Source organism: Microbacterium sp. 67-17, assembly GCF_001898325.1.
Classification (GTDB): Bacteria; Actinomycetota; Actinomycetes; order Actinomycetales; family Microbacteriaceae; genus Microbacterium; species Microbacterium schleiferi.
On the sequence record NZ_MKTR01000025.1, the window covers coordinates 1 to 15,445 of the forward strand.

Annotated in this window: 17 protein-coding genes and 1 tRNA gene; 11 read left to right on the top strand and 7 right to left on the bottom strand. The window is 67.0% G+C overall.

Annotated features, from left to right (window positions below):
- Positions 1-148 precede the first annotated feature (148 nt).
- Positions 149-316 (top strand): hypothetical protein, encoded by a 168-nt coding sequence (locus tag BGO47_RS11785; RefSeq protein ID WP_292712175.1) that lies wholly within the window; start codon positions 149-151, stop codon positions 314-316.
- Here the strand turns inward: BGO47_RS11785 and BGO47_RS11790 are convergent, their stop codons facing one another.
- The 5 genes from BGO47_RS11790 to BGO47_RS11810 form a co-directional block, all read right to left on the bottom strand.
- The gene (locus BGO47_RS11790) at positions 317-898 is read right to left on the bottom strand and encodes a hypothetical protein (RefSeq protein ID WP_292712177.1); all 582 of its coding nucleotides are present in this window, start codon (positions 896-898) and stop codon (positions 317-319) included.
- Positions 895-1,245 (bottom strand): hypothetical protein, encoded by a 351-nt coding sequence (locus BGO47_RS11795; protein WP_292712179.1) that lies wholly within the window; start codon positions 1,243-1,245, stop codon positions 895-897. The genes BGO47_RS11790 and BGO47_RS11795 overlap by 4 nt, the downstream gene beginning before the upstream one ends.
- A complete protein-coding gene (locus BGO47_RS11800) occupies positions 1,242-3,035 on the bottom strand; it encodes a TIGR03767 family metallophosphoesterase (RefSeq protein WP_292712181.1) in 1,794 nt (597 codons plus the stop codon). Before BGO47_RS11800 ends, BGO47_RS11795 begins: the two co-directional genes overlap by 4 nt.
- Positions 3,036-3,109: 74 nt before the next feature.
- Positions 3,110-3,691 carry a hypothetical protein gene (locus BGO47_RS11805; RefSeq protein ID WP_292712183.1) on the bottom strand — a complete coding sequence of 194 codons (582 nt, stop codon included), beginning with the start codon at positions 3,689-3,691 and terminating at the stop codon, positions 3,110-3,112.
- Positions 3,688-4,524, bottom strand: a complete 837-nt coding sequence (locus BGO47_RS11810; RefSeq protein ID WP_292712284.1) for an inositol monophosphatase family protein — start codon at positions 4,522-4,524, stop codon at positions 3,688-3,690. The genes BGO47_RS11805 and BGO47_RS11810 overlap by 4 nt, the downstream gene beginning before the upstream one ends.
- 109 nt (positions 4,525-4,633) lie before the next feature.
- On the opposite strand from BGO47_RS11810, the gene BGO47_RS11815 reads away from it, so the two are divergent.
- A tRNA-Lys gene (locus BGO47_RS11815) sits at positions 4,634-4,709 on the top strand.
- A 226-nt stretch (positions 4,710-4,935) separates the two neighbouring features.
- On the opposite strand, the gene BGO47_RS11820 is transcribed toward BGO47_RS11815, so the two are convergent.
- Both BGO47_RS11820 and BGO47_RS11825 read right to left on the bottom strand, forming a co-directional pair.
- Positions 4,936-6,177, bottom strand: a complete 1,242-nt coding sequence (locus BGO47_RS11820; protein WP_292712185.1) for an MFS transporter — start codon at positions 6,175-6,177, stop codon at positions 4,936-4,938.
- The gene (locus BGO47_RS11825; RefSeq protein ID WP_292712187.1) at positions 6,174-6,620 is read right to left on the bottom strand and encodes a MarR family transcriptional regulator; all 447 of its coding nucleotides are present in this window, start codon (positions 6,618-6,620) and stop codon (positions 6,174-6,176) included. Before BGO47_RS11825 ends, BGO47_RS11820 begins: the two co-directional genes overlap by 4 nt.
- Before the next feature lie 179 nt (positions 6,621-6,799).
- Between BGO47_RS11825 and BGO47_RS11830 the strand changes: the two genes are divergently transcribed.
- Genes BGO47_RS11830 through BGO47_RS11870 form a run of 9 tightly spaced genes read left to right on the top strand, consistent with a single transcriptional unit; the run spans position 6,800 to position 15,422 of the window.
- Complete coding sequence (locus BGO47_RS11830) at positions 6,800-8,002, top strand: substrate-binding domain-containing protein (protein ID WP_292712286.1); 1,203 nt, start codon at positions 6,800-6,802, stop codon at positions 8,000-8,002.
- A 12-nt stretch (positions 8,003-8,014) separates the two neighbouring features.
- Positions 8,015-8,806 carry an ABC transporter ATP-binding protein gene (locus tag BGO47_RS11835; RefSeq protein WP_292712189.1) on the top strand — a complete coding sequence of 264 codons (792 nt, stop codon included), beginning with the start codon at positions 8,015-8,017 and terminating at the stop codon, positions 8,804-8,806.
- On the top strand, positions 8,803-9,546 hold the full coding sequence (locus BGO47_RS11840; protein ID WP_292712191.1) for an ABC transporter ATP-binding protein: 744 nt from the start codon (positions 8,803-8,805) through the stop codon (positions 9,544-9,546). The genes BGO47_RS11835 and BGO47_RS11840 overlap by 4 nt, the downstream gene beginning before the upstream one ends.
- Positions 9,543-10,418, top strand: coding sequence for a branched-chain amino acid ABC transporter permease (locus tag BGO47_RS11845; RefSeq protein WP_292712193.1), 876 nt, complete (start codon positions 9,543-9,545; stop codon positions 10,416-10,418). The genes BGO47_RS11840 and BGO47_RS11845 overlap by 4 nt, the downstream gene beginning before the upstream one ends.
- Positions 10,415-11,530, top strand: a complete 1,116-nt coding sequence (locus BGO47_RS11850) for a branched-chain amino acid ABC transporter permease (protein WP_292712195.1) — start codon at positions 10,415-10,417, stop codon at positions 11,528-11,530. The genes BGO47_RS11845 and BGO47_RS11850 overlap by 4 nt, the downstream gene beginning before the upstream one ends.
- On the top strand, positions 11,527-13,095 hold the full coding sequence (locus tag BGO47_RS11855; protein WP_292712197.1) for an AMP-binding protein: 1,569 nt from the start codon (positions 11,527-11,529) through the stop codon (positions 13,093-13,095). Before BGO47_RS11850 ends, BGO47_RS11855 begins: the two co-directional genes overlap by 4 nt.
- Positions 13,079-13,768 carry a TetR/AcrR family transcriptional regulator gene (locus BGO47_RS11860; RefSeq protein ID WP_292712199.1) on the top strand — a complete coding sequence of 230 codons (690 nt, stop codon included), beginning with the start codon at positions 13,079-13,081 and terminating at the stop codon, positions 13,766-13,768. Before BGO47_RS11855 ends, BGO47_RS11860 begins: the two co-directional genes overlap by 17 nt.
- Positions 13,765-14,517 (top strand): 3-hydroxybutyrate dehydrogenase, encoded by a 753-nt coding sequence (locus BGO47_RS11865; RefSeq protein WP_292712201.1) that lies wholly within the window; start codon positions 13,765-13,767, stop codon positions 14,515-14,517. The genes BGO47_RS11860 and BGO47_RS11865 overlap by 4 nt, the downstream gene beginning before the upstream one ends.
- Positions 14,514-15,422: an alpha/beta fold hydrolase gene (locus BGO47_RS11870; RefSeq protein WP_292712203.1), complete on the top strand. Its 909-nt coding sequence runs from the start codon at positions 14,514-14,516 to the stop codon at positions 15,420-15,422. Before BGO47_RS11865 ends, BGO47_RS11870 begins: the two co-directional genes overlap by 4 nt.
- The last annotated feature ends 23 nt before the right edge of the window (positions 15,423-15,445 follow it).

Consider the following 15,445-nt stretch of genomic DNA (forward strand, 5'->3'; position numbering starts at 1 on the left):
CCGACCCCAGGCGCCCAAGCTGCCCGAGGCCGCCTGGATCAACCAGCCCTCACAGGAGGCCCTCATACAGACCGCCTGACGGAATCTGTCTCACCCGCCTTGACACTTTCCGCCCGCGGCGCTGCGGATTCTCGACCGCGCGACCATTGTGATCCTCGCTATCGCCGCGGTGTCGCTGGTCGTCTCGCTCGTCTGGTTCGGGCTCGTCCCCATTCGCGACTCGAGCCCCGACGGCGAGTGGGGATTTGTCTTCCCCTTCCCATTCGGGTCGGTCGATCTCTCGATCACACCGATGCAGGCATCCGTTAGCGGCTAATCACGCGCGGTCGCGGCGCGGCGTGGCGAACCACGTCGCGAGGATGAACGCGCCGACCAGGCCGAAGACCAGCCAGGTGAGCGCCGCGCCGACCCAGCCGGTGACGAAGAAGCCGAACATGAGCGCTGCGAACCACAGCAGCGCCACGAGGGCGAGCGTCATGAGCGTGAGCAGGATGCCGCGCAGCGGCGCCCGTGCGAACAAGCCGAAGCCCCAGGCGGTGCGCTGCGGAACCCCGAAGACGGCAGGCAGCAGGATGGCGGCGACCACGAGCGCGGGAATCACGAGCCACGAGGCGACCAGAGCGCTCGCTGAGACGGCGACCGTGAGCAGCAGCACCGCAAGCCATTCGCCCCAGCTCGGCCACCGCCCGCCGCCGCCGAGCGCCGACCGGAACCCCGCAGCAACCAGCGCGACGCTGGCCACGACACCGGCAAGCGAAGCGAGCGCGAGCAGCACGAAGACGACGTATGCCGCGGGCGTCACGAACGGCACCACGAGCAGCGCCTGCACCGCGGTGTTCAGCAGGGCGACCGGCGCCCATACCCGCCAGGTGCGTCCGAGCAGCATCCACGTGCTCACAGGTCACCTCGCACGGCGTCATCCAGGATGTCCCAGTACTTCCCGTTATAGATCGCCTCGTCGCCAACCGTCACCGTGACGGTGTCGGTTGCATCGGCGGGGGAGGTGACGGTGATCGACTGGCCGTCCGCGGTCTCACCCGTGCACGACACCGCCTCACCGTCCTGCTCACACACCGGCGCGACCAGCACGTCGATGTTCTTCGCGAGCAGGATGTCGATAGCGGCGTACCGGATCTCGGTCATGTGGTTGCCGCCGACGGGAGCCAGTGCCTCGACCTGCGAGCATCCCGCCACCGCCACCATGCTCGCCGCCAGCACCGATGCCGCGATCAGTCGCCGCTTCATAGCCCACGCTCCGTCTCATAGGCCAGGATCCGAGCGTTCTCGCTCAAGTGCTGCTTCTCGAGCGCAGCATCCGTGATTCGCGAGAGATCGAACGGAGCCTTCAGGAGCAGCTCGGTGTTGCGATCCAGCGGTGAGCCACGACGCATCATCGGACTCTCGGCCCAGTCGTTGGAAGCGAATTCGCGCGAGCGAGAGGCGAGGTCGGCGACGCTGCCGCTGGATCCGGGAACGGCGGGGGAGGCGTGATCGAGCACCGTCGTGAACAGCGACAGCGTGCCGTCGCGGTTGTCGACGATCTCGACCACCTGCTGCTGCTGCGGGAAGTCGATGCAGGATGCCGTCGTGATCTCCCAGAAGCCGCGCTCGCCGTCCGAGTGCGCGAGGATCTGATTCAGGTGGGTGTGGCCATTGAGCCACCCGATCACGACGGGGTACTTCAGCAGCATCGCCACGAATTCCTCGGCGCCATAGAGCTTCTGCGGGTCATCGAACCGCTGCGCCTTGTTCTCGAGCGTCAGGCTGTTGTGGTGGCTGAAGATCAGGACGAGCTTGTTCTCGGCCTGCGCCTGCTGCAGTTGCGCCTCGAGCCAGCGGAACTGCACCTCGGGAACACCGCCGTCGGGCCCCGCGACCTGGTTGCAGGTGTCCAGGCCGAAGCCGCGGACGTTGGGCGACAGGTCGGCCGACCACCAGGTCTCGCCCGAGTCCAGGTTGTGCTGGGTGAAGCCGTGCCCGACGGGTCCGGGAGTCGGCTGGGTGTTGAAGTGCTCGGCCATGAAGTCGCGCTGTTCGAACAGGTAGCGCTCGGGGCTGGCAGCGACCTCCTTGAAGCCGGGCCGACCCCACGCGAGCCCCAGCGCATCGACCGCCTGTTGCAGGATGCCGGTCGCAGCGGCCCACCCGCCGAGCGCCATCCCTGCGGTGCCCTCGAGCGCGTACGACTTCTGTGCGCCGATCGCCAGGGCGTGAAGCTGCGGGCTGAGGTTGAACGTGCCAAGCAGCAGGGTGTCGTGGTTTCCATACACGGCGTACCAGGGAGCGGGGAGCCCGACGGAATCGACGGGCTTCGCAATCGCCTGCGAGAGCAGATCCGGAAGCTGCGGGAAGCCGTAGTCGCCGAAGGCTCCGCCGCTCGGGTCGCTGGGACGGTACGCCCACGTGGCTTCGGCCCAGGCCTGCACACCCTGGTAGCTCGAGCTCGCGTAGGCGGGATCGACGCTCAGGCCGTCCATGAGATCGATGTACCACCGCAGCTCCGTGTGCGAGTGCATGTCGGCGGAGTCGCCGGTTACGATCGCGGCGCTCATCGGCGCGCCCGTGAGAGGGCTGTACCGGGCATCCGAGAATGCCTGCACCATTGCTGCTGTCGCATGCGGGCTCAGGGGGTCTTGCGGGTGGAAGGCCGAGCCCCACGCCGAGTGGTCTTGCACGATCATCGGCTCGATGCGGCCGGGGGACTGTGCGTCGATGACGTGGAGGTCAGAGAGGTGCCCGAGGTACAGCAGCGAGCGTCGTGCCGTCGTGCGCGCGCCCGCGGGCGCGGCACGCAGGATGTCGAGACGAGGGATGTACGGCTCGCCCGGCCCGGTCACGAGTCCCCGGTAGGACCCCTGGATGACGCTGCCCTGCAGGATCGTCTGCTGCAGGGTCGTCGGGATGCCGGCAGCGGTCTGTGCGGTGGTCTGCGCGCGCGCCGCAAGACCGCGTCCGAGCACGTCGACGTTCAGTCCGGTGGCGGCAGCGAGCGCTGCAACGCCGGTAAGGAAGTGGCGGCGGGACAGTCCGGGCATCGATGCCGTCCGTTCGGGTCAGGCGACAGTGCTCTGACTTTATCGGAACGGCGCGCGCCTCAACCGGAGCGAACTCACGCGTCGGGTCGTTCGATCAGCACGAGGCCTTGCTTGGTCAGTGCCACAGTCACCCATCCGTCGCCGAACAGGTAGGTCATGCCGTACCCGTCCTCATCGACCGCGACGGCGTATTGCGGGTCTGTCGTGATGTAGGTGCCTTGGGCGCCGTCCTCGCGCAGCCAGCCTTGACCGATGAGTTCGGTCTGCAGGCGCGTTGCCTCGCTGCTGGCGATCGGTGCCCACCCGAAGAGCAGCAGGTTGTCGGTCGCGGGCCCGTCGAAGTCCGCCCACGTGCACTGCAGGCCTCCCTCGACGACCGTCGCGCCGACGAGGAAGTCATCGGCGCGTGAGGTCCACCCGTAGCTGGTGAGTTCGTCGACGAGCGAGGAGGAGATGAGGGTGTCGCACGTCGGTGCTGATGCCTCCGCGGTCGCGCTGGGGGAGGCATCTGGGGTGTCGATTGGCCCTGCGGGCGGGGCGGATTCGGTGGTTGCCGACGTGGGCTCCGGAGTGGGGGTTGTCGAGCACGCAGCGAGCGCAAGTGCAGCGAGCAGGATCGGTGCCAGCAGCGCCGCCCGCGGCGCTCGGGAGGTCATGACGCCGCCTCGTCGCCACGCAGCAGGTCGATGAAGGCGTCGTGCAGGATGCCGTTCGTGGCGATCCCGGACCGATCACTCAGCGTGTGGGTCCCGTCGACAGCCGTGAACCGGCCGCCGGCCTCCTGCAGAATCGGGACGTAGGGAGCGATGTCATACTCTTTGACGCCGAACTCGGCGACCATCTCGAGCCGGCCCTCGGCCAGCAGCATGTAGGGCCAGGCGTCGCCGTATCCACGATCACGCCACACGGCGCGGGTCAGGCGGATGAGGTCGTCGACGCGGCCGACCTCGTCCCACTGCCCGATGCTCTGAAAGCTGACGCTTGCCCGGTCAAGGGCGTCGACGTCGGAAACCTGCAGCCGAGTCGCCTCGCCCGATGGCGTCGCCGTCCACGCGCCGAGTCCGGTGGCGCCCCACCAGCGGCGCCCGATCGCGGGCTGGCTCACGACGCCGACGCGGGGAACGCCGTCGATCGCGAGGGCGATGAGAGTCGCCCACATCGGGATGCCCTTGAGGTAGTTCGCCGTCCCGTCGATCGGATCGATGATCCACTGCCGCGCCGCGTCGCCCGACGACCCGAATTCCTCGCCGAAGATCCCGTCTGAGGGGCGTTCGGCCTCGAGGATGTCGCGGATGGCCCGCTCGGTGGCAAGGTCGGCCTCCGTCACGTGCGTGGCATCAGGCTTGACACGGATGTCGAGATCAGCCGCGTCGAAGCGGGCCATCGACACCGCGTCGGCGGCATCCGCGAGTCGGAGTGCGACGTCGAGCTCCGCCGAAAGATCGCCGTTGAACGGTGCGTCGAAGCTGTTCATCGCGGGGAGGGACATCACAGGATCAAGGATAGGCGGCCGCGCCTCCCGCGATTTCCCGGTGACGTAATCGTGATGCTAGAGTTGACCCTCGGTTCGCCGTGCAATCTGCCCGTCGCAAACCTCCGCACCTCTAGCTCAATCGGCAGAGCAACTGACTCTTAATCAGTGGGTTCAGGGTTCAAGTCCCTGGGGGTGCACCACATTGCCGTCACTGTCGCGTATTCCTTCCGCGATGCGAAAGACGCATCCGTCCGCCTCGCGTGAGAGTGCTCTCACATAGCGTTCGCATAGCGCGCGCCAAGGGTAGGTTCGTTACCAGAGCAACACCTTCGCGGTATTCGGGTAATCGCGAAGAGGGCGGCCCGGGTGAGAGTTTTCTCCCCGGGCCGCATTTCTGTCTGCGGGCGGACCTAACCGCAGGATGCCTCAGCCGGCGTCTCCGATGAGCACTGCCGCACCTTCCTCCTGCGCGTCGGCGACGTGACCGTCGATGCGGGTAAGGGCCCCTCGCCCGAGCAGGATGATCAGCCCCGATAGCAGCACCGCGACGGCGGCGACGTAGTACGGCACACTCGCCGAGAACGCGTGCCACAGCAGGGCGGCCAGCGGGGGAGCGGCCGCACCACCGAGGAAACGCACGGCAGAGTACGCCGACGACGCGACGGCCCGCGGGTGGTCCGTTGCTTCCATGACCGACTCCGTGAGCACCGTGTTCATGACGCCGAGTAGAAGCCCGCCGACGACGATGCAGGTGACCAGAGCCGCCGCCGACTCGACCAGCAGCCCGGCGACCAGCAGGTCGACGGCAAGCAGTGCCAGCACGGTCTGCATGATCGCTGTGCGAGGCATCCGTCGCGCGAGCGCAGGCGCGACCCAGACGCTCGTGATCGCGAGTGCAACGCCCCAGCCAAAGAAGGTCAGCCCGATCCCCATCGCTCCGAAGCCGAGCGGGAACGGCGAGAAGGCCAACAGGATGAAGAACCCGATGTTGTAGAACAGGGCGGCGGCAGCAAGCACGGCAAGGGCGGGGGTGCGTAGCGCCCGTATCGGTGCCGACAGGGGGATGGGGGTTCGCCGTTCACCGGTCCCGCGCACGAGCACGGCGACCGCGATGAAGGCGATCGCCATGAGCACCACCACCCCGAAGAACGGCCCGCGCCAGCTGACCTCGCCGAGAAGACCACCGAGGAGCGGCCCGATCGCGATTCCGAGGCCCAGCGCCGCTTCGTAGAGGACGATCGCCGCGCCGCTGCCACCTGCGGCCGCCCCGACGATCGTCGCCAAAGCAGTGGAGATGAACAGGGCATTGCCGAGCCCCCAGCCGGCGCGGAAGCCGATGATCGCGTCGACGCTGCCGGACAGTGCCGACAGCAGAGAGAAGACCACGATGAGGCCGAGCCCCGTCATGAGGGTGGCCTTGGTGCCGATCCGGCTCGAGACCCAACTGGTCACGAGCATCGCAAGCCCCGTGACCAGCAGATAGCTGGTGAACAACAGCTCGGTCTCCACGGGTGTCGCGTCGAGCGAGGCGGCGATCGCCGGGAGGATCGGGTCGACCAAGCCGATTCCCATGAACGCGACGACACAGGCGAACGCAACGGCCCACACCTGTGCCGGCTGGCGCCAGACCGACGCGGCGGATGTCGGGGCGTGGGTGGATGCGGTCACTGGTTCCGTCCTGATGTGTTGAGGGGGACCTCGATCGTGCGTTCGCGCAGCAGCTGAGCAGTGCGCTCGAGCGCGGCACGGTCGTCTTCGGTGAGATCGGCGAACAGGGGTGCGAGTGTCTCGCTCAGCTGTGCCCGCCAGCGCGCAAGGGCTCCTCGCCCATCCGCGGTGATGCGCACCACGGTCGCGCGTGAGTCGTCGGGGTCAGGGGAGCGGGTCACGAGCGCCTCATCCGCCATCTGGCCGATCAAGCGCGTCATCCCGGGCTGCGTCGTTCGCGCGGCCGAAGCCAGTTCGCCGATCCGAAGCGCGCCCTCCCGCTCCAGGGTGGCAAGAGCCCGCCACTGCGCCGCGGGGGTGTCGTTTCCGGTGCGGTGTGCCGCGATGCGACCCAGTGAGTAGGCCGCGCTGATGATCGTCTCGATGGGGCCGGGGTCTGTCACGGTCTCGACTATATACCTCAGATATATAACGCAGGTATGTAAATGCGATCGGTCGCGAATGGGTAACGGATGCCGACATCCCGCTGCCACGACTTGCCCCGCGCCACTCCGTGACCTACTGTAGGTGCCACCTGAATCAGCTTTCAGGTATGCCCCTTCCAACGGTGAAAGGCACGCACATGCGGGTTACGAAGAAGTTGCTCCTGGGCACGGTGGTCGCCACCAGCGCCCTTGTTATGGCGGCCTGTGCGCCGCAGGCCGACGGCGGCGACGCCGGTGGCAGCGAGACGGCGGGACCCTCCGAGGTCACTGTCGGCATCGTCTCGAGCGAAAGCGGTCCACTTGCCGGCTACGGCGAGCAGTACCTGTGCGGTTTCCGCGCCGGGATGTCGTACGCGACCGACGGGACGAACGAGATCAACGGCACGACGATCAACGTCGAATACCGCGACGACGCCGGCGATCCCGACAAGGCTGTGACCGCCGTGAAAGAACTCATCGGTGACGGCGTCAACATCATCGCTGGCACGGCATCATCGGGTGTGGCGCTGGCGGTTGCGGAGCAGGCCGAACAGAACAAGGTTCTCTACATTTCCGGTCCTGCGGCGGCCGACGGGATCACCGGCATCAATGACTACACGTTCCGCTCGGGTCGCCAGAGCTCGCAGGATGTTGCGACGGCAGGCACCTTCCTCGACGACATCGAAGGCAAGACGGTGACCGTCTTCGCGCAAGACACCGCGTTCGGTCAGGGCAACGTCGCCGCGGTCGAGTCGATCCTCGGTGGCCAGGGTGCGACGGTCAACTCGGTGCTCGTTGCCGAGGACGTCACGGAGTTCACACCGTTCGCGCAGCAGGTGCTCGCAGGCAACCCCGACCTCGTCTTCGTCGCATGGGCAGGTGCCACCTCGGGCGCGATGTGGCAGGCGATGAGCCAGCAGGGTGTGCTCGACGCGATTCCGGTGGTCACCGGCCTCGGCGACTCCGCGACGTTCGGCGCGTACGGTGAGGCTTCGGAAAAGATCAACTTCCTGAACTACTACTTCCCCGGCGCCCCCGACAACGCCGTCAACACCGAGATGATCAGCCTGCTCGAAGAGGACGGCTGCACGCCCGATCTCTTCAGCCCCGACGGCTTCAACGCGGCGCTCATGATCGTTCACGCGATCGACGAGGGCCAGGGTGATGTCGATGCGATGATCGCGGCCCTCGAGGGCTACTCCTTCGACGGTCCGAAGGGCACCCTGACTGTGCGCGCGGGTGACCACGCGCTGCTGCAGGAGATGTACCAGGTCAAGCTCGTCGCCGACGGTGGCAGCTTCGTTCCCGAGCTGATCGACACGGTGTCTGCCGACGCGGTAGCCCCCGCCGAAGCGCAGTAAGGCCGAGAACCAATGAGCACTCCGGTTCCGTCCGCGCCCGCGCAGCATCCGGCTCCCTCTGCCCTGCGGGTGGAGAAGCTGGGTCTGCAGATCGGCGGCGCGACAATTCTGAAGGATGTCGACCTCGATGTGGCCCCGGGTTCCCTGGTAGGCGTCATCGGGCCGAACGGTGCGGGCAAAACCACGCTGTTCAACGTCGTCTCCGGCATCATGACCCCCACAGCAGGTCGGGTTCTGATGAACGGTGAAGACATCACGAGGATGTCTGTGCCCGCCCGGGCGCGGGCGGGGCTGGGGCGCACCTTCCAAACCTCGAGCCTGTTTCCCAAGCTCAGCGTGCTCGAGAACGTGAGGCTCGCCGCCCAGGTGGCTGTCGGGCACGACTACTCGCTCTTCCACTTTCCGGCGAGCAAGGATGCCGCAACCCGGCGCGCCTTGCAGAACCTCGAGGAAGTGGGCCTGACACACAAGCTCCTGACGCCAGCGGGAGACATCTCGCACGGTGACAAGCGCAAGCTCGAGATCGCGGTGCTCCTGGCGATGGATTCGAAGATCGTGCTGCTCGATGAGCCGATGGCCGGCGTGGCATCCGGCGATGTCGCGGGCCTGGTCGACAACATCCGTGAGCTGCAGGAGAGAACCGGATGCACGGTTCTGATGGTCGAACACCACATCGACGTGCTGATGGGGCTCGTTGAGAAGGTCGCCGTGATGTACTTCGGCTCGATCATTGCGTTCGACTCACCCGCAGAGATCATGGCCAACCCGCTCGTGCAGAGCGCCTACCTCGGGAACGCCGCATGAGCGCCATCCTCGACGTCAGCGACCTGCGCTGCTCGATCGCCGGGCAACCTGTCGTCGAGAGCGTGACCTTCTCGGTTCCGGCCACCGGAATCACCGCGGTTCTCGGGCGCAACGGCGTCGGCAAGACCTCGACGCTGCGCGGCATCCTGGGACTCATTCATCGCCGCGGCGAGGTCCGTCTTGCCGGCGAACGGATCGACGCGCTCCCCACGCACCGGATCGTCCAGCGCGGCGTCGGGTACGTCCCGGAAGACCGTGAAGTGTTCGCCAAGCTCACGGTCGCCGAGAATCTTGCGTTGGCCGAACGGCAGCGCAACCCGCGCCGCGAGTTCGTCGCCGAGCTCTTCCCTGACCTCGTGAACCGTCGCGATCAGATGGCGGGCACGCTGTCTGGCGGACAGCAGCAGATGGTCTCGGTCGCCCGCGCACTGATGAACGACAACCAACTGCTGCTGGTCGACGAGCCGACCAAAGGCCTCGCCCCCAAGATCGTCACCGAGGTGGCAGACGCCCTCGAAGAGGCTGCCAAGACGGTGCCGATCCTGCTGGTCGAACAGAACCTCGAGGTCGTGAAGCGCCTCGCGCACGATGCGATCGTCATCGACAGTGGCCGCGTCGTCCACGTCGGACCCGCCCGCGAGATCCTCGACGACGAGGACCTCACCCAGCGCTTGCTCGGTGTCCACGCCGAGCGGCAGGCGGATGCCGGAACCGCACCATCCTCGGAGGCGCACTCGTGAGCACCATCATCCTGACGCTCGTGACCGGTGTCGGTCTCGGCGCCCTCTACTTCCTCGTCGCCTCGGGGCTCAGCCTCATCTATGGCCTCATGCACGTCCTCAACTTCGCGCACGGTGCGTTCCTGACCCTCAGCGCCTTCCTCGGATGGATGGTCGCGCAGGCGCTCGGGACCGAGTCCTGGTGGTCGTTCCTGGTCTCGATCCTGGTCGGCGCCGCCGTCGGTGCCGTTTTCGCGACTCTCACCGAACTCGTCCTGATCCGCCCCCTCTACGAGCGACACATCGAGCAAGTGCTCGTCACGGTAGGACTCTCGTTCGCCGCCGTCGCCCTGTTCGAAGGGGTGTGGGGCACTGACGCCATTCCGATCTCGGGGCCGCCGTGGCTCAAAGAAACGACCGAGATCCTCGGTGCACGCATCCCCAACGTGTACTGGATCCTGATGCTCGCCGCCGGACTCGTTCTGGCAGCACTGGTGCTGTTCCTCAAGAAGACGAGGTACGGCATGATCATCCGCGCCGGCGTCGAGAACCGCTCGATGGTGACGGCGCTCGGGATCGACGTCCGGCGCTCGTTCACACTCGTCTTCGCGATCGGTGGGGCAGCTGCCGGCATCGGCGGCGTGCTGGCGATGCACTACTCGACCTTCGTCTCGGCGCACCTCGGATCGACGCTGCTGATCTTCGCGTTCATCGTCACGGTCGTCGGCGGCCTCGGGTCGCTGACTGGGGCGGCGGTGGCATCCGTGCTGGTTGCCGTGCTGCAGCAGTTCGCGAACTTCTACCTCGGCGGCACCGGAGACTTCATCGTCGTCATCCTGCTGGCGGTCGTGCTGCTCGTACGACCCTCTGGACTTCTCGGGAGGAAGGCATGAGCATCCGTCGATACTGGCCGGCCCTCGTCGGCGTCGGGCTCGTGATCTTCATGGCGGTTCTGCCGCTGCTGAACATCTCGATTCCCGGCATCCTTCCGACCCCCACCTACCAGCCCGGCACCCTCGCGCTGCTCTCGCTGTGCATGGTGTTCGCCTCGCTCGCACTGTCGTACAACCTGCTGCTGGGGACCTCCGGGATGCTGTCTTTCGGGCACGCCCTCTACTTCGGCGCCGGTGCCTATGGCCTCGGCATCGCGCTCGAGCACTTCGGGGTACCCCTGTTCCCCGGCGTGTTCGTGGCCCTGATCGGAGGAATGATCATCGCCTTCGTCACGGGCGCGGTCGCCATGCGCGTCTCGGGAATCCCCTTCGCGATGGTCACGCTCGCGTTCGCGCAGGCCGGCTCCGTGCTCGTCCGCCGCAACTCCGCGATCACGGGCGGTGAGGAGGGGCTGAGCCTAAACACCGAGCAGGTTCCCGACTTCCTCGTCGGCGTGATCAACACGCGCAACCTGTATTGGTTCGCCCTAGCGGTATTGGTGATCGTGTACCTCGTGACGCTCTGGGTCGATACCTCTCGCCTCGGTCACCTCGCCCGGGCCACCCGCGAGAACGAGCAGCGCGTTCGGGTCCTGGGCCTGCGGCCCTACAGGGTGCGACTCATCGTCTTCGTGATCGCCGCGGTGCTCGCGAGCCTGGCCGGGGTCGCCTACATGCTGCTGCAGTCGGGAACAGTTCCGCGCTCCGTCTCGGCCGATCTCACCATCACGGTGCTCGTCATGGTCGTGCTCGGTGGCGTCGGATTCCGGTGGGGTGCGATCGTCGGGGGAGTGCTGTACACCCTGCTCGATCAGCGGCTCACAGTGCTCGCCGGCTCTGAAGCCATCGCGTCGCTGCCCGACTTCCTGCGCATCCCCCTATCGGAGCCGCTGTTCCTGCTCGGGGCGCTGTTCATCATCGTCGTCATGTTCCTGCCCGGCGGCATCGCCGGCACGATCGACGGCTGGTGGCGTCGTCGTCACGGCGAACGTCACGTGCGCGATAGTCTGCGGAGCATCGACGACGCGGAGGCAGATGCCGATGCGGTCGGTGCCTCGGAGGTTCGAGCGTGAGCAACGACGTACAAGACGAGTCGCACACGATCGGCCGGTGGCTGGTCGAGCGCGCCGCGCACACACCGCATCGTGTTGCGATCGACGATCGCGGGGTGACGATCACCTACGGCGAGCTGGCCGACCGGGCGCGAGAACTCGCCGGGAGCCTCGCCGGGGCAGGCTTCGGCCCGGGATCGCGCATCGCGACGCTCGCGGGTAACTCCATCGACCACGTCGTGCTCTTCTTCGGATGCGCCTTGGTCGGAGCCGCGTTCGTTCCGCTCTCGTGGCGCCAGAGCACGCGGGAACTGGTCGACACGCTCGGCCGCAGCGATCCGCAGCTGCTGGTGGTCGATGACGAGTTCGCCGTTTCCGCAGGCGAGGCCATCCGCGAACTGCCAGAGCCCCCGCTGATGACGGCTCTGGGCACCGCAGGGATCGAGCGCGTCGTTCCGCCGGCTCGCGACCCGCGGCCAGCCCGACCGGTGCGTGACGATGACCCACTGTTGATCGTGTTCACCTCGGGGAGCGAGGCCGCGCCTAAGGGCGTCATCCTCACCCACGCCAACTGCTTCTGGAACAACCTGGCCCTCGGGCGCGCGCTGCCGCTGGGGGAGGGAGATGTCGTCCTCACCGTCCTGCCGCAGTTCCACGTCGCTGCCTGGAACTGTCAGCCGCTGCTCGCGTGGTGGGGCGGGGCAACAGTCGTGCTCGAGCGCTCGTTCGACACCGAGCGGGTGCTGCAGCTCATCCGAGAGCGCAGTGTCACCGCGATGATGGGCGTGCCGACGCAGTATGCGATGCTTGCCGATTCCCGTGGCTGGGACGCGAGTGATCTGTCCTCGATTCGCCTGGCGCTCGTGGGTGGGGCCACTCTTCCCGGCGCGGTTCGGGACGCCTGGCAGGCCCGGGGGGTCGAGCTGGTGCAGGGCTATGGGCTTACCGAAGCAGGCCCCAACGTGCTGCATTGCCCGACAGGTAGTACCGGCGGCCATGAAGGTGCGGTCGGTCGGCCGTATCCTCATGTCAGCGTCCAGGTCGTCGATCCCGACACACTGCTTCCCCTCCGCGGGGACGCGACAGGGGAGCTTTGGGTCCGAGGACCGAGCGTGTTCGCGGGGTACCTCGGTGATCCGGATGCCACGGCCCGGGCCATGCACGGAGACTGGTTGCGCACCGGCGATCTCGTCCACCGCGACCGCGACGGCGTGTTCACCGTCGTCGATCGGCTCAAAGACATCTTCATCTCCGGCGGCGAGAACGTCGCCCCCGCCGAGGTCGAGCACGCGCTGTGTCTGCATCCCCTCGTCACCGGCGCGGCCGTTGTCGGCGTCGCCGACCCGGTGTGGGGCGAACGGGGCGTCGCCTTCGTTACGCTTCGAACGGGCGCGCTCGTCTCCCAGGACGAGATCTTTGCTCACGCGCGGCGCACCCTCGCCGCCTTCAAAGTTCCCATCGCTGTCGAGATCGTCGACCGGTTGCCTCGGTCGTCGATCGACAAGCTGGCCAGGTCGCGCCTCCGCGAGCGTGCCAGTGCGATCGTGGCATCGGCTCAGGAGGTGTCGCATGAGCGTTTCCGTTGAAGATGAGGATGTCACGCCGGTCTCGTCGGCCACGGGTCGGCCCCTGACCAAGCGGGGTGAGGCAACGCGGCGCCGGCTACTCGAGGCTGCCGAGACGGTATTCGCCGATCAGGGGTATCACGAGGCATCCATCGTCAAGATCACCGAGCGCGCCGGCATCGGCCTCGGAACGTTCTACCTCTACTTCGACAGCAAGCAGGCGATCTTCGAAGCGCTCGTGATCGATCTGAACCGGCGGGTTCGGCACTCGATGTCGGAAGCGATGGCTGGAGCGTCGAGCCGGCTCGAAGCCGAACGCGCGGGCTTTGCCGGGTTCTTCCGTTTCACGGCCGCGCATCCCGCGCTCTACCGCGTCGTGCGCGAGGCGGAGTTCGTCTCACCCGAAACACTGCGACTGCACTACACCCGCATCGTCGAGGGGTACGAAGCGGGGCTCCGTGCCGCCCAGGGGAGCGGGGATGTCGACCCCGCGCTCGATCCCGAGGTCACAGCATGGGCACTCATGGGCATGGGAGAGCTGATCGGCATGCGGTTCCTGCTCTGGGAGCGGGATGCCGAGGGTCGCCCGCCCGCCGAGCTTGACCCCGCCGTGATGGCGTCGATGTCAACCCTTATCGACAACGCGCTCGCGCCCCGGACGGGCGGGCCGACAAGCACGAAGGAGTCCCGATGACCGAGAAGGACCTTGCGGGGCGACGGGCCCTGGTCACCGGCGGCGCGAGTGGCATCGGCTTTGCGTGCGCGACCGAGTTCGCCTCCCGGGGCGCAACTGTCGTCGTTGCCGACCTCAACGCGGATGCCGCTCACGCAGCTGCCGAACAGATCGGCGGCGAAGCCTGGGTCGTCGACCTCTCTGACACCGAAGCGCTCGATGACCTGAGCCTCGAGGTCGACATCCTGGTCAACAATGCCGGCATCCAGCGCGTGAGCCCCATCGCCGAGTTCGACCCGGGAACGTATCGAATGATGATGCGGCTGATGCTCGAATCGCCGTTCCTGCTGGTGCGCGCCGCCCTCCCGCACATGTACGCGAACGGTTGGGGCCGGATCATCAACATCTCCAGCGCGCACGGGCTGCGCGCGAGTCCCTTCAAGGTCGCGTACGTGTCGGCCAAGCACGGCCTGGAGGGACTCTCGAAGGTGACGGCGCTCGAGGGCGGGCCGCACGGCGTCACCAGCAACTGCATCAACCCGGCTTACGTGCGAACACCGCTCGTCGAGAAGCAGATCGCCGATCAGGCCAAGGTGCACGGGATTCCCGAAGACGAGGTCGTCGAGAAGATCATGCTCACCGAGACCGCCGTGAAGCGCCTCGTGGAGTCGGACGAAGTCGCATCCCTGGCGGGATGGCTCGCCTCCGACAAAGCCGGTATGGTCACTGGCGCTTCATACACGATGGACGGCGGGTGGACCGCACGATGAGCGCGCACACCTATCGCACTGTCGACGTCGCCGTCCCCGGGGGTGACCTTCACGTCGGTGTCTGGGACCCGGTGGCTCCGCAGACCGCGCAGGTGCTCCTCGTCCACGGGGTCACCTCATCGCACCTGGCTTGGCCGTTCGTCGTCGAAGAGCTCCCCGGGATTCGTGCCATCGCCCCCGACCTTCGCGGGCGCGGACGCAGCAATGAGGTCGCGGGACCTGCGGGTCTCGCGGCCCACGCCGACGACCTGGCGGCTGTGCTCGACGATCTCGGAATCGAGAGCATCCCGGTCGTCGGGCACTCGATGGGCGCCTTCGTGTCGGTCGTTTTCGCGCACCGGCATCCGTCTCGCGTCGAGAGCCTGTTGCTCATCGACGGAGGGCTGCCCCTCGACGTTCCCGCGGGTATGGATGCCGATGCCGTCGCCGACTACGTGCTGGGACCGACCGCGGCGCGACTGTCGATGCGGTTTGGATCGATCGATGACTATCTCGAGTTCTGGCGCCCACACCCCGCCTTCGCGCACGCCTGGTCTCCCGAGCTCGAGAGCTACTTCGCCTACGACCTCGTCGAGGACGGATCGGGAATGCTGCGACCGGCGACGAGCTACGCGACGATGGTCGACGACACTGTCGACATGAACACGGGATCCGCACTCCCGGAGGCACTCGCCGACCTGCAGCATCCGGCTGCTCTCATCACGGTGCCGCGCGGACTGCAGAACGAGGAGCCCGGGCTCTACGCACCGGAGTACCTCGAGGGCGTTCTCGCGGCGTATCCGAGCATCAAGCACACGCGGCTCGATGACCTCAACCACTACACGATCGTGATGAGTGAGCCGGGTGCGGCTGTCGTCGGTGAAGCGGTCCGGGCGCTCGTTGCGCACGAGCATCCCGTGGGGTGACGGGGTCACCGTTCGCCCGAATC

Excerpts from the sequence above, each read along its gene's own strand:
- BGO47_RS11795 (WP_292712179.1), bottom strand. The coding sequence starts at position 1,245 with ATGAAGCGGCGACTGATCGCGGCATCGGTGCTGGCGGCGAGCATGGTG.
- BGO47_RS11840 (WP_292712191.1), top strand. The coding sequence starts at position 8,803 with ATGAGCGCCATCCTCGACGTCAGCGACCTGCGCTGCTCGATCGCCGGG.
- BGO47_RS11810 (WP_292712284.1), bottom strand. The coding sequence starts at position 4,524 with ATGTCCCTCCCCGCGATGAACAGCTTCGACGCACCGTTCAACGGCGAT.
- BGO47_RS11860 (WP_292712199.1), top strand. The coding sequence starts at position 13,079 with ATGAGCGTTTCCGTTGAAGATGAGGATGTCACGCCGGTCTCGTCGGCC.
- BGO47_RS11830 (WP_292712286.1), top strand. The coding sequence starts at position 6,800 with ATGCGGGTTACGAAGAAGTTGCTCCTGGGCACGGTGGTCGCCACCAGC.
- BGO47_RS11800 (WP_292712181.1), bottom strand. The coding sequence starts at position 3,035 with ATGCCCGGACTGTCCCGCCGCCACTTCCTTACCGGCGTTGCAGCGCTC.
- BGO47_RS11870 (WP_292712203.1), top strand. The coding sequence starts at position 14,514 with ATGAGCGCGCACACCTATCGCACTGTCGACGTCGCCGTCCCCGGGGGT.
- BGO47_RS11805 (WP_292712183.1), bottom strand. The coding sequence starts at position 3,691 with ATGACCTCCCGAGCGCCGCGGGCGGCGCTGCTGGCACCGATCCTGCTC.
- BGO47_RS11865 (WP_292712201.1), top strand. The coding sequence starts at position 13,765 with ATGACCGAGAAGGACCTTGCGGGGCGACGGGCCCTGGTCACCGGCGGC.
- BGO47_RS11835 (WP_292712189.1), top strand. The coding sequence starts at position 8,015 with ATGAGCACTCCGGTTCCGTCCGCGCCCGCGCAGCATCCGGCTCCCTCT.
- BGO47_RS11850 (WP_292712195.1), top strand. The coding sequence starts at position 10,415 with ATGAGCATCCGTCGATACTGGCCGGCCCTCGTCGGCGTCGGGCTCGTG.